We start from the raw sequence: 12,716 nt of genomic DNA on the forward strand, positions 1-12,716 counted from the left end.
CTTGCAATGCAATACGCTTATCCGCTGCTGGCCATCTTTATCTGGGCTGGTAATACCGTGGTCAACAAACTCGCCGTGGGCTCGATTTTCCCGGCCGAGATCGGTTTTTATCGCTGGCTGCTGGCCGCCATCCTGTTTACCCCGTTCATGCTCAAGCCAGTCATTGCCAACTGGGCGCTGATCCGCCCCAACTTGGGCAAGATCGCCGTGCTCGGCGTGCTCGGCATGGCGGTCTACCAGAGCCTGGCGTACTACGCCGCCAGCCTGACCAGCGCCACCAATATGGGGATCATCCTGTCGCTGATGCCATTGATGGCCCTGACTGCGGCGATTATCAGCCTCGGCCAGCGCCTGACCTTCGGCGCCCTGACCGGGGCGGTGCTGTCGTTTGCCGGGGTGGTGGTGGTGGTGTCGGCCGGCAGCCTCGGCGCGCTGCTGCAACACGGGGTTAACCTGGGCGACGCGATGATGCTGGTGGCCACCCTGGCCTATGCGATCTACAGCACCCTGCTGAAAAAATGGCAATTGCGCCTACCGCCCCTGGTGTTGCTGTATTTGCAGGTGCTGGTGGCGGTGGTGGTGCTGTTTCCGCTGTTCCTGGCCTCGGACAAGGTCGGCCTGGGCCCGTCGAATATTGGCCTGGTGGTGTACGCCTGCCTGTTGGCATCGATGATTGCGCCGCTTTCGTGGATGCATTCGGTCAAAAACCTGGGGCCGAGCCGGACCACGCTGTTTTTCAATTTGCTGCCGCTGATCACGGCGCTGATTGCAGCGGTGGTGCTCAAGGAGCAGTTGGCGCTGTATCACTTGGTGGGGGGTGTGTTGACCTTGGGCGGGGTGATTTTGTCGGAGCGCTGGACCACGCCGGTAAGGCGTTAAAGCCCGGCCGCCTTCAACCGCTGCGCATGTTCGACAAACAGGCGGATCGGCTCGGCACCCTTGCCCACCAGGCCCAGTGACTGGTTGACGATATCGAAATGGTCCAGCGCATAGTCATCGCCAATCACCGTGCCCAGGTGTGAGCTGTAACGCCCGACCATGCCGTCGCACTGGCCTTTCTCCTTGACGAAGGTGCGCGCAAACAGCCGGCAACTGCGGTTGGTGCCGTCCAGCAGGTTGCGCCCGCGATCGGTCTTGCCCGGCTGCAAGGTGCCGGACCAGGAGTAATAACGCACTCCGCCCACTTCTTCGGCGCCCTGCCCGCCCCAGGTGTCTGGCAGGCCTTGGGGGTATTGACGATTGAACAGCGCCACACCCGCGCTGGTCAGCGATTGATGGGAGGCGTGGATATCCGCCGCAAAACGCGGGCCGCGATAGCCGGTTTCGAGCAGGCCCATCACCACGCCCACCAGGCGCAACAGCGCACTCATGATCCGGCCCTTGGCGCTGTCGGCCGGATAGTGGGTGTGCAGGTAGTCCGCCAATTCCGAACCGTGATTGGGCCCGGCCACCGAGGTCACCGAGGCCACCCATTCCGGGCGTTTGGCCGCCGCGTAACGGGCGGTGAGCGAGCCCTGGCTATGGCCGATCAGGTTGACCTTGTCGGCACCGGTCTGGCGGCGAATCTGCTCGATCTGCACCAGCAACTGCTCGCCGCGTACCTCGCTGGAGTTGAGCGGCGCCACCTGCACCGCAAACACTTGCGCCCCGCCCGCACGCAAGGCCGGGACGATGCCGTACCAATACGGGTACAGCAGCAGCCGCACAAACCCGAGCATGCCCGGCACCAAAACCAGGGGATAACGTGTAGCCAATGTCTGCGGCATGGGGGCAAACGTCCTTCAAAGGGGCGATTGAGCTGATCCTAGACCAGCCCTGCGGCAATCGATATGACACCCGGCAACATCCGATAAAACTTTTTGCGCCGCGCAGCACTCACAACTTTGAGCGATCACACCCCGAGAGTGTGGCGCAAAACCGGATATCGCCCTGAGGAGATTGAAATGACCGACATGCATTTGTCTGACGTAAGCACCCTTCGCGAACGCGCGCGCAAGAATGTGGAAAACGGCGCAGTGACCGAAGGCTACAGCGCCGACCGCGAAGAGATCCTGCGCCTGCTCAACGAGTCACTGGCCACCGAACTGGTCTGTGTGTTGCGCTACAAGCGCCACTACTTCATGGCCAGCGGCCTGAAAGCCAGCGTGGCCGCCGATGAGTTCCTGGAGCACGCCAACCAGGAACTGGAACACGCCGACAAACTGGCCGAACGTATCGTACAGCTGGGCGGCGAACCAGAGTTCAACCCGGACCTGCTGTCCAAGCTGTCCCACGCACAGTACGTGGCCGGCAAGACCTTGAAGGACATGGTCTACGAAGACCTGGTGGCCGAGCGCATCGCGGTGGACAGCTATCGCGAGATCATCCAGTACATCGGCGAGAAAGACCCGACCACCCGCCGGATCTTTGAAGACATCCTGGCCCAGGAAGAAGAGCACGCCGACGATATGGCGGACATTCTCAAAGACCTGTAAGCCTGCCAGCAGCACTCACTAATGTGGGAGCGGGCTTGCTCGCGAATGCGGTAGATCAGTGATGGATATGTTGACTGATACACCGCATTCGCGAGCAAGCCCGCTCCCACATTTAGCCTTTCACCGTCTTCGGCGCCTTGCCTTCCCGCATCTGCTGCAACAGCGGCACGCACTGGTTGGGCTCATCCCCGCTCGGCGCCACCAGTGCCAGCAGGCCTGCCGCAGGTGCAACGATCACACCCAGCGCCACCATCCCCGCACCACGCAGCAATAGCGGCACTGCCTTGACCCCGGCATTGGGCTTGATGAACGGTCCGTTGACGTACAAGGGCGAACGCAGCGAAAACAGGCGAAAGCCCTTGGACTCTGGGGTGATTGTCAGGTCCAGTTGTTCGCTGGCCATGTTCGCGGTGCCGTCGATGTAGATGATCGCGTTCTCGGTGTCGAACACAAACAACCGACTGGTGGCCAGGCCGGTCTTGATGCCGAAGTCCGCCGCCGCGCAGTTGATCTTCACTTCCTTGTCGCCAAACATCTTGCCGACCACATAGTTACCGACGTTCAGCCCGGCGATTTCCATCAGGCCTCGGCTGATGGCACCGTCGTTGATGAGCATTTTCAGATCGCCATTGGCACTGCCCAACAAAGCCGCCACCGAGTTGCCGCGCCCGGCGATATCCGCATCGCCGTTTAGCTCGCCAAAGCTGGTCTTCATCGGTTCAAAGGTGGGGAACAGTTGCTTGAGCTTGAAGTTGCGCGCCGTCAGTTTCGCCCGGCCTTCCAGCGGGGTGATGCGGCCATTGAGGCGAATCTGTGCATCGAGCTTGCCGCCCGCCACACCGAAACGCAGGGGTTCGAGGCTCAGTTGGCCGTCGTTGAGCACCAGGTGCGTGTAGAGGTCGGTAAAGGGCAGTTCGGCGCTGTGGACAATGCGCTTGCCGGTGAACTCGACATCGGCGTCCATATCGCGCCAGCGCTCGGTGCGAAACTCCTCCACCGGCAGCACCTTGGTCGCCGGTTGCTTGCTTTCACCACCACGGGCCTTTTGCTTGGCGTTGGAGTCGGCACCGATCAGCGGCGCCAGGTCGGCCAGCAGCAGTTGGTTGGACACCAGTGCGCCACTGAGCTTTGGCCGTGGCTGGCTGGCGACATAGGCCAGGTCGCCGTGGATGTCGCTGTTGCCGATCTTGCCGTTGAAGTTTTCATAGCGGAACGACGCACCGCCCGCCTCATGCAACTTGGCGATCAGGCGCCCATCGGTGGAATAGGCCGGCGAGTCCGGCAGGGTCACGCCGGTCAGTGGGTAAAGGTTGCCCAGGCTGGTGCCAGACAGTTTCAGGCGCAGGTCCAGGGCGCCGAGGTTCAGTGGGTCGGTCAGGGTGCCGGCCAGGGCGATGCTGGTATCACCGACCTTCGCCTGGGCCTGCAGGGGGAACGGCTTGGCGGCGTCTTGCAGGGCCAGCAGCCCGCCGATCTTGCCGCTGCCGGCGAGTTTCTGGCCGTGGTACTGGCCGCTGACCTTGAGGCCAAACGCATAGTCCTGGGGTGTGGCGCCCTGCTCCAGGGCTTTTTTTGCATCGCGCTCACCGACGATTTCGCTGAACGCAATCGGCTTGCCCAGGGGGTCGATCAGCACATCGAGACGGGTCTTGAGGGTCTGGTCGTCGAGGGTCACGTGGCCCTTGTCGAAGCCGATGGCGCCGATATCCACCACCCAACTGGACGGTTCGGCATTCGGGTCCTTGGGATCAAAGGTGAAGGTCCAGTTGGCGCGGCCATCGGCCAGGCGCTGCAATTGGGCACTCGGCTCGGTCAGGTCGATGCGCGGGACCACCACGCGCTGGGCCAGCAGGGCCAAGGGTGAGATGCGCAGTTCAACGCGCTTGAGGGTGACCATCTGCGGCTGTTTCGACCACTCGGGGTTGCCCAGGCTCAGGTCTTCGGCCACCACATGGGGCCACGGCACCCAGGCGCGCCAACCGCCCTCGTCCGGCTCGCGCTGCCAGACCACCGCCAGGTTGCCATTGATGGCAAAGGCGCGATGCAGCTCTTCGGAGACCTTGGCATTGAGTTGCGGCTTGATCCGGTTCCAATCGAAGAACACCAGGATCAGTACCACAGCGGCGATTAACAGAACGAAGCAGGCACTGCTCCAGGCGAGAATTTTACGAGTGCGCGTCATTGCACAGGGCTCCTGATTACGACTGCGCGTGCCACTGGCAACGCGCGCAAGGACTAAAGCTTATATGGCTACGACTGGCAAATGGCCTGGGGGTTTAACCGCAGATGGCAATTAGCGCTGAAAAGCGCTTTTTCTGACTAATCCGACAGCTTCTTTCATCAACGACGCACCGTTGTTACCCACGCCCGTGTCGAAAATACCCACCCCGGTGCAAAAGCGCGTGCTTGAGAGGCGCGATCTAGAGCCTCGGCGCAGAACAATCAATTCTGTTGATTATTACCATTGTGTTTATGAACTTTTATATCGAGATATCGAGAGTAGCATTAGCCCTGTACCCACTTTATCGCCCTCCCAAGGAGCAACTCATCATGAAACGCCAATTACTGCTCAGTGTTGCACTCTCTGTCCTGGCCACCAGCGCTTTTGCCCTGCCAGCTGCCGAACAAGCCATCCCGCAAGCCAAGGCTGACGCCACGCACATCAGTCAGACCGTTGCCGAAGGTGGTCGCGATCGCCTGGAACAAAAAGGCCTGGTTGAAGGTGGCTCGGACCGTCTGCAAAAACGCGAATTCGTCGCCGAAGGTGGCCGTGATCGCCTGGAACAAAAAGGCCTGGTTGAAGGTGGCTCGGACCGCCTGCAACAACGCGAATTCGTCGCCGAGGGCGGTTCCGACCGTCTGGATGACATGCATAAAGCTACGAGCTAAGCCTGTGCTGGCCCTGAAAAAAGCCCGATCCCCAGAGATCGGGCTTTGACTTTGTGGGATCTGCGCCACCTTTGTCCCGTTACAAGTTCGACGCAGGCAAAGTTGATTTGCTAGAGTGCGTCGCTGTCCTTGTCTACAAAGCCCACCCGCCAATGCTGCCCCGCGCCGAACAGAAGCAACAGACCCGCCTTGCCTTGATGGACGCAGCCCGCCATCTGATGGAGGGTGGCCGAGGGTTTGGCAGCCTGAGCCTGCGCGAAGTGGCCAAGAGCGCTGGCATCGTGCCCACCGGCTTTTACCGACACTTTGCCGATATGGACCAATTGGGCCTGGTGCTCGTCAGTGAGGTCGGCCAGACCTTCCGTGCCACGATCCGCCTGGTACGCCACAACGAATTCGTCATGGGCGGCATCATCGATGCCTCGGTACGGATCTTTCTCGATGTAGTGGCGGCCAACCGTTCACAATTCCTGTTCCTCGCCCGCGAGCAATACGGCGGTTGCCTGGCCGTGCGCCAAGCCATCGGCGCCTTGCGCGAAGACATCACCTCGGACCTGGCAGCCGACCTGACGCTGATGCCCAAGCTGCAGCACCTGGATGCCGACGGTTTGCATGTGATGGCCGACCTGATCGTCAAGAGCGTGTTCGCCACCCTGCCCGACATTATCGACCCGCCCGCCGCGGCCTTGCCGGCGCACCTCACGCCCCAGGCCAAGATCACCCAGCAACTGCGCTTTATCTTTATCGGCCTCAAGCACTGGCAAGGCCTGGGCAGCACCGAATAGGCCGGTCAGCGCAGCGCCTGGAAACGCTTGGCGGTGGTGTAGTTTTTCTTCCAATAGCTGTTGGCCAGTGAGTCGATGCGGATGCTCTTGCCCTTGCGCGGCGAATGAATGAACTTGCCCTCGCCCACATACAGGCCGACATGGCTGACCTGGTTGCGTCCATTGGCCCTGAAAAACACCGCATCGCCCGGTTGCAGCGCGTCACGCTTGATCGTCGCCGCCGTTGACCGATGCATCGCCGCCGTGGTGCGCGGGATGACAATGTTGGCCTCGGTCTTGAACAGATAGACCAGCAAGCCGCTGCAATCGAACCCCTGGTCCTGAGAGCTGCCGCCCCATTTGTAGGCGGTGCCGAGCAATTGGTGGGCGCGGTCGACTACATTCTCGATGCTCGGCTGCGGCACGGCCTGTAGCGAGGCACTGAAGGGGGCCAGTGAGGTGTGGCGCTTGTTGAAGTTGGCCGAAGCCGATGACGTGACGCCAAACAGGCCGACCATCACTACACATAAAAATGACTTGAACATGATAAACAACGCAGTGGATTAAACACGGGGTGCAATCCTAGTGAAGCGATGCGAAGCAAGATGAACGGCAAATCCAAGATGCTCGTAGGACAAATCCCAAATCACCTCTAGCTATAAATAGCCCCGGCCAAATCGCCCAATTCAGGTGCCATCGCCTCCTGCAGCGCACCAAAATAGATCACTCCAACCTCCTGCCACCGCCCCGTTTAGTGGCGCAATGCCCAGAACCTACGGCCATTTCCTACGCTAAGCGTGATTGGCAAGCCCCTTGCTCTAGCCTGTTTATCGCTCATTGCTGGAAGCTTCCCGATGCTGGTCATCCACCGCCGAATTGCGCCCCAACCCACCTGGGCCGCGGAGTTGCTGCTGAACTTCGAAGCCCGCAGCAAAAGCCGCCTGCGCTGTTTCAGTGCCGAGGGTGAAGATGTCGGCTTGTTTCTGGAGCGCGGCCAGCCGCCGCTCTACGATGGGGAATTCCTACAAGCTGAAGACGGACGTGTCGTACGCGTCTGCGCACGCCCTGAACAACTGCTGCACGTCACCTGCAGCAGCGCCTTTGAACTGACCCGTGCGGCCTATCACCTGGGCAACCGGCATGTGGCCCTGCAAGTGGGGGACGGCTGGCTGCGCCTGCTCGATGACTACGTGCTCAAGGCCATGCTGGAGCAACTGGGGGCCCATGCCGCAACCCTCGAAGCGCCGTTCCAACCCGAGCACGGAGCCTACGGTGGCGGTCATCATCACTCGCGCCACGGTGACGAAGACTTCAACTACCCGCCCAAACTGCATCAGTTCGGCGTGCGCCTGTGAACCCGGCCTGGGCGCTGCTGCGTCTGGCCAGTCCGCAATTGCCGATTGGCGGCTACAGCTATTCCCAAGGCCTGGAAATGGCCGTGGACAATGCCCGTGTCAGCGATGCCGACAGCGCCCGACGCTGGATCAGCGACCAACTGTTGCTCAACCTCGCGCGCTTCGAAGCGCCGCTGTTGCTTGCCCATTGCCAGGCGGCAGCTGCCCAGGACTGGGTGGGCCTGCGCCAACTGTGTGAAGAACACCGCGCCAGCCGCGAAACCCGCGAGCTGTTCCAGGAGAGCCGGCAAATGGGCTACTCCCTGCAACAACTGCTCAACGGCCTGCCGGAACTGGATGACGCGGCGCGGCGCTTTCTCGACACCACCCACGAACCCCATCTGGCCCTGGGCTGGGCACTTGCCGCACGAGCCTGGGCGATCAGCCCCGACGATGCCCTGGCCGCCTGGCTGTGGAGCTGGCTGGAAAACCAGTTGGCCGTACTGATGAAGACCCTGCCCCTGGGCCAACAGGCCGCCCAACGCCTGACCAGCGAACTGCTGCCGTTGCTGCAACAAGCCCAGCAGGACGCCAGCCAGCGCGATCCCCACCACTTTGGCAGCGCCGCGTTCGGCCTGTCCCTGGCATGCATGGCCCACGAGCGCCAGTACAGCCGCCTGTTCCGTTCCTAGGAGAACCCCATGAACACACAACCTTTGCGCGTCGGTATCGGCGGCCCCGTTGGCTCCGGCAAGACCGCCCTGACCCTGGCGCTGTGCCTGGCCCTGCGTGATCGCTACAACCTGGCGGTGGTCACCAACGACATCTACACCCGCGAAGACGCGGACTTTCTGGTACGCAACCAGGCCCTGGCGCCCGAGCGCATCATCGGCGTAGAAACCGGCGGCTGCCCGCACACGGCGATTCGCGAAGATGCGTCGATCAACCTCGAAGCGGTGGATCAACTGAACCGGCGTTTTCCCGGCCTCGACCTGATCCTGGTGGAGTCGGGCGGTGACAACCTATCGGCCACCTTCAGCCCAGAACTGTCGGACCTGACTATCTATGTGATCGATGTGTCGGCCGGCGACAAGCTGCCACGCAAGGGCGGGCCGGGGATCTGCAAGTCGGACCTGCTAGTGATCAACAAGATCGATCTGGCGCCGCTGGTCGGTGCTTCGCTGGAACTGATGAACAGCGACACCCAGCGCATGCGCGGCGGCAAGCCATTTGTCTTCAGCAACCAGAAAACCGGGGTCGGCCTGGAAGAAATCGTCGCCTTTATCGAACGCCAGGGCCTGCTGACCGCAGCCTGATCCCCTTACCAAGGAGCTGTTTATGAGCCTCAACAAACTGTTTGCCGCCGCCGCACTGCTACTGGCCCCGGCCCTGGCCCTGGCCCATCCGGGCCACGGCGACAATGGCCTGGTGGCCGGTATCAGCCATCCGCTCGGCGGGCTGGACCATTTACTGGCGATGCTGGCCGTCGGCCTGTGGGCGGCACAGCAACAAGGCGCGGCGCGGTGGGCGCTGCCATGTACGTTTGTCGGCACCATGCTGATCGGTGGCTTGCTGGGTTTTGAAGGGTTGGCCTTGCCGGCCCTGGAGAGCGGGATTGCCGCGTCGGTGCTGGCCCTGGGCCTGGCGGTGGCCTTGGCGATCCGCCCGCCGGTGGCGGTGGCCGTGGCCGCAACAGCCGTGTTTGCCCTGTTCCATGGCGTGGCCCATGGCCTGGAGCTGCCGGACATGACCAGCCCTTGGGCGTATGCGGCCGGGTTCGTCGGGGCGACGGCGGTGCTGCATGCGGCCGGGTATGCGCTGGTGCGTTTCCTGCCAGCTGCGGCGGCACCGCTGGTGCGGGTGGCGGGTGCGGCTTCGGCGGCGACGGGGGTTTGGTTGCTGGCGGGCTGAGTCTTGCGGCGCCTGTAAGGTACTCATCGCAGGCAAGCCAGCTCCTACATTTGAATGGGTTCACACATTCAAAAATGTGGGAGCGGGCTTGCCCGCGATAGCGCTCGCACAGACACCACCGATCCCAAGCCTGCTACCATGCGCGGCAAACACCCCTGCCGTGACGACGCCAGCCGATGCCCATCGCTCCAAGCTCTGCCAACAAGCCTCAATTGAACGCTGTGCTCACGCACTTCAACGACCTGATCGTGCCGCTCTGGCAGGGTCCGGGCTGGAATGCCGAGTTGGCGCTGCCCTATGAGGCGCTGGATGCCGATCACCGCCCGTTGCCCCCGCAACGCTACCGCGCCATGGCCTGTGCCCGACAGTTGTATGTGTTTGCCAGCCTGATCGGCGCGCCGGGCAAGGACTTTGCCGAAGAACGCGCCGCGACGCTGTTTCGCTCGCTGCAAAGGCACTTTCATGACGCCGAGCACGGCGGCTGGTTCTACAGCATCGACCCCCACGGCCAGCCGCTGGACAAGCGCAAAGACCTGTATACCCACGCGTTTATCATCTTCGCCTGCGCCCATTACTGGGCCAAGGTTCGCGAGCCGTTGGTGGAGTCGGTGCTCAATGCCGCCCTGGAAGTGGTCGCCGAGCGCTTTGCCACGGGCGACGGCCTGTATGAAGCGGTCCTGGAGCGTAACTGGTCGTCCCTCAAGTCCGGCCCGCTGCAGAACCCGCTGATGCACCTGGCCGAGGGCTTCCTCGCCACCCTCGCAGTGCGTGAAGATGCGGCGGTGCAACAGGCCCTGCTGGCACTGGCGACGGCCATGCAGCGACGCTTTATCGAACGCCAGCATGGCGTAATGATGGAAAAGCCCCTGGGGGCTGTGGATAACTGGTTCGAGCCGGGGCATCAGTTTGAATGGTTCTTCCTGCTGGAGTCCTCGCCCCTGCTGCGCGGCACTGCGCTGCATGCCTCGCTGAGCCGGGCATTCGCCTATGCCGAGCAAACCGGTGTGGATAACCTCAGTGGCGCGGTCAGCGGCATGTTGGCGCTGGACGGCAGCGTGCGTGACGCCACCCAGCGCATCTGGGCCCAGGCCGAGTACCTGCGCGCACTGACCTTGCGCCCGGGCAGCGCGGCGGTGCTGGAGCGCCAGTTGCTGGCGTTGCAGCAGCATTTTTTACATGCCAAGGGCTGGAATGAGTGCCTGGATGCCAAGGGTGAGGTGAGCCGGCGGGATATGCCGTCGACTACGCCTTACCATTTGGCGACCTGCTATCAGGCGTTGAGCGAGTTTCTCGGCTGATCTTTCTGGCCCCATCGCAGGCAAGCCAGCTCCCACACTTGAAGGGGTTCACCCATCAACAATGTGGGAGCTGGCTTGCCTGCGGTAGCCTCACCTCGGTCTAACGGCCGATCAAGCAATCCACTTGCGGTCCCCAGTAAAGCTGATCGTCAACCACCGCGCCTTGTCCGGCGCGCCCAGCCCTGTGGATATCTCTTCGCGCAGCCCGTCGAGCGTCGCGACCTTATCCACCGGGTAGTCCGCCGGCAGCACCACATGAATCTCGATAAACCGCGCCCGCCCGTGCTTCTGCACGTAGGACACGTAGTCGTCGAAACCATGCCGGGCCTGGGCCGCGTCCATCACTTCGCGCACTTTGTCGTCCAACTGGTCGGGGGCAATTCCCAGCACATCGCGCAAGGCCGGGCGCAAGATCTTCAACGCCGGCGCCAGCATGCTCAGGGCCAGCAGGATCAGGATCAAGGGGTCGACGTACACCGCCCACTCGCCATAGCCCTGGGACTTGAGCAGCAGCGCGGCCAGGAAGCTCACCAGCAGGCCCACGGAGAGCATGGCGTCTACCAACCAACTGATGTTGTCGAACTGGATCAGCGACGACTGCAGCTTGCGGTTGCGGTGCCGCACATAGAAGAAGTAGGCGAACTCGACCACGGTAAACACCGCAGCGTAGATGATCACCAGCCCCAACTCGATCTCGCGCCCGCCATTGATAATGCCGAACACCCCGTTGAGAAACGCGTAGATGGCGATCAACAGCAGGAAACTGCCTTCGATCAGCAACACCATCGGCTCCAGGTGCCAGTAGCCGAACTGGAAGCGATCGTTGCTTTTCTTGGCGATCAGCTTGGCCGTGATCAGCATCAGCACCTTGATAAAGGTCGCGATCAGCGAGAAAAAGCCGTCGAATAAAATGGATTGGGCGCCTGATATCACACCCGTGACAATCCCGGCGATCGCCACGGCGAACATCAGGATGGTCGATTGTTTGAGCAGTGCCTGCTCACCTCGGTTACTCACATATCCTCCTGTCAAAACCTTTAAACCGCTGGGTGCGGTGGGGTTTTCAGGAGTGGAGTGTACCTTATGCCGCCTTTTGGCCGATTTGCCGCCTTCGCGAGCAAGTCGAATCGGCGGTGCAGCGATTCGACTTGCTCGCGAAACAGGCGACGCGGTCTCAAGCCTTACTTGGCCCCACGCTCAATCGCAAACCCAGCCCAGGTCTGGCTTACCGGCATCAGCTCCAGGCGGTTGATGTTCACGTGCGCCGGGGTGTTCATCACCCAGAAGATGGTGTCGGCAATGTCCTGCGGCTGGATCGGCTCGGCGCCAGCGTAGGTGGCGTCGTAACGCGCCTGGTCACCGCCAAAGCGCACCAGGGAGAACTCGCTCTCGCACAGGCCCGGCTCGATGTTGGTCACGCGCACGCCGGTGCCTTGCAGGTCGCAGCGCAGGTTCAGGGAGAACTGTTTGACGAACGCCTTGGAGCCGCCATACACGTGGCTGCCCGGGTACGGGTAGTTGCCGGCGATGGAACCCAGATTGACGATCCCGGCGCCACGGCCATGGGCGATCAGGCGCGGCAGCAACAGGCTGGTGGTGGTCAGCAGGCCCTTGATATTGGTGTCGACCATGGTCTCCCAATCGTCGAGGCTGCACTTGGGCGCCGGGTCGGTGCCCACGGCCAGGCCCGCGTTGTTGATCAGCCCGCGCAGCTTGCTGAACGACGCCGGCAGGTTGGCAATCGCCTCTTCCATGCCCTTGCGGTCACGCACGTCCACTACCAGGCCATGCACCTCGGTTTGCTTGGAAAGCTCTTCGACCAGGGCATTCAAGCGCTCGGCACGTCGACCGGTGAGCACCAGTTTCCAGCCAGCCTCGGCAAAGCGACGGGCACAGGCTTCGCCGAAACCTGAGGTTGCGCCAGTAATAAACAGCGTGTCGGACATGGTGTTCTCCTTGCGGGCATCGAGAAAAAATCAGCCAGCAGAATGCCCTTACGCCGCCGTCGCGGCAACCGCTATGCACACAACTTGAAGCACACCTGGT

At 62.0% G+C, this 12,716-nt stretch carries 14 protein-coding genes; 9 read left to right on the plus strand and 5 right to left on the minus strand.

Annotation, left to right across the window (positions count from 1 at the left end; all coding sequences use genetic code 11):
* Positions 1–6 precede the first annotated feature (6 nt).
* Positions 7–879: a DMT family transporter gene (locus HBO11_RS20710; protein ID WP_169952128.1), complete on the plus strand. Its 873-nt coding sequence runs from the start codon at positions 7–9 to the stop codon at positions 877–879.
* Here the strand turns inward: HBO11_RS20710 and HBO11_RS20715 are convergent.
* Positions 876–1,766 carry a triacylglycerol lipase gene (locus tag HBO11_RS20715; protein ID WP_169952130.1) on the minus strand — a complete coding sequence of 297 codons (891 nt, stop codon included), beginning with the start codon at positions 1,764–1,766 and terminating at the stop codon, positions 876–878. The genes HBO11_RS20710 and HBO11_RS20715 overlap by 4 nt on opposite strands.
* A gap of 177 nt (positions 1,767–1,943) precedes the next feature.
* Between HBO11_RS20715 and HBO11_RS20720 the strand changes: the two genes are divergently transcribed.
* A complete protein-coding gene (locus tag HBO11_RS20720) occupies positions 1,944–2,474 on the plus strand; it encodes a ferritin-like domain-containing protein (protein WP_169952132.1) in 531 nt (176 codons plus the stop codon).
* A gap of 112 nt (positions 2,475–2,586) precedes the next feature.
* Here HBO11_RS20720 and HBO11_RS20725 read toward each other — a convergent pair whose 3' ends face one another.
* Positions 2,587–4,656 carry an AsmA family protein gene (locus HBO11_RS20725; RefSeq protein ID WP_169952134.1) on the minus strand — a complete coding sequence of 690 codons (2,070 nt, stop codon included), beginning with the start codon at positions 4,654–4,656 and terminating at the stop codon, positions 2,587–2,589.
* 368 nt (positions 4,657–5,024) lie between these two features.
* On the opposite strand from HBO11_RS20725, the gene HBO11_RS20730 reads away from it, so the two are divergent.
* Positions 5,025–5,363 carry a hypothetical protein gene (locus HBO11_RS20730; protein WP_169952136.1) on the plus strand — a complete coding sequence of 113 codons (339 nt, stop codon included), beginning with the start codon at positions 5,025–5,027 and terminating at the stop codon, positions 5,361–5,363.
* Between the two features lie 152 nt (positions 5,364–5,515).
* A complete protein-coding gene (locus HBO11_RS20735; RefSeq protein WP_076961541.1) occupies positions 5,516–6,148 on the plus strand; it encodes a TetR family transcriptional regulator in 633 nt (210 codons plus the stop codon).
* A 5-nt stretch (positions 6,149–6,153) separates the two neighbouring features.
* On the opposite strand, the gene HBO11_RS20740 is transcribed toward HBO11_RS20735, so the two are convergent.
* On the minus strand, positions 6,154–6,672 hold the full coding sequence (locus tag HBO11_RS20740) for a C40 family peptidase (protein WP_169952138.1): 519 nt from the start codon (positions 6,670–6,672) through the stop codon (positions 6,154–6,156).
* 309 nt (positions 6,673–6,981) lie between these two features.
* Here HBO11_RS20740 and ureE point away from each other — a divergent pair, with 309 nt between their 5' ends.
* From ureE to HBO11_RS20765, 5 genes are all read left to right on the plus strand, one after another.
* Entirely contained in the window at positions 6,982–7,482 is a 501-nt protein-coding gene (gene ureE / locus HBO11_RS20745; protein ID WP_169952140.1) for an urease accessory protein UreE, read from the plus strand.
* Complete coding sequence (locus HBO11_RS20750; protein WP_169952142.1) at positions 7,479–8,153, plus strand: urease accessory protein UreF; 675 nt, start codon at positions 7,479–7,481, stop codon at positions 8,151–8,153. Before ureE ends, HBO11_RS20750 begins: the two co-directional genes overlap by 4 nt.
* A 9-nt stretch (positions 8,154–8,162) precedes the next feature.
* Positions 8,163–8,777 carry an urease accessory protein UreG gene (gene ureG, locus HBO11_RS20755; protein WP_003217431.1) on the plus strand — a complete coding sequence of 205 codons (615 nt, stop codon included), beginning with the start codon at positions 8,163–8,165 and terminating at the stop codon, positions 8,775–8,777.
* A gap of 22 nt (positions 8,778–8,799) precedes the next feature.
* The gene (locus HBO11_RS20760) at positions 8,800–9,372 is read left to right on the plus strand and encodes a HupE/UreJ family protein (protein WP_169952144.1); all 573 of its coding nucleotides are present in this window, start codon (positions 8,800–8,802) and stop codon (positions 9,370–9,372) included.
* A 176-nt stretch (positions 9,373–9,548) separates the two neighbouring features.
* Complete coding sequence (locus tag HBO11_RS20765; protein WP_169952146.1) at positions 9,549–10,670, plus strand: AGE family epimerase/isomerase; 1,122 nt, start codon at positions 9,549–9,551, stop codon at positions 10,668–10,670.
* Positions 10,671–10,781: 111 nt separating this feature from the next.
* Here the strand turns inward: HBO11_RS20765 and HBO11_RS20770 are convergent, their stop codons facing one another.
* Together HBO11_RS20770 and HBO11_RS20775 are read right to left on the minus strand one after the other, a co-directional pair.
* On the minus strand, positions 10,782–11,687 hold the full coding sequence (locus tag HBO11_RS20770) for a cation diffusion facilitator family transporter (RefSeq protein WP_169952148.1): 906 nt from the start codon (positions 11,685–11,687) through the stop codon (positions 10,782–10,784).
* A 164-nt stretch (positions 11,688–11,851) separates the two neighbouring features.
* Entirely contained in the window at positions 11,852–12,616 is a 765-nt protein-coding gene (locus HBO11_RS20775) for an SDR family oxidoreductase (protein ID WP_169952150.1), read from the minus strand.
* Between the last annotated feature and the right edge of the window lie 100 nt (positions 12,617–12,716).

It is taken from the genome of Pseudomonas sp. WS 5010, assembly GCF_012985565.1.
Classification (GTDB): Bacteria; Pseudomonadota; Gammaproteobacteria; order Pseudomonadales; family Pseudomonadaceae; genus Aquipseudomonas.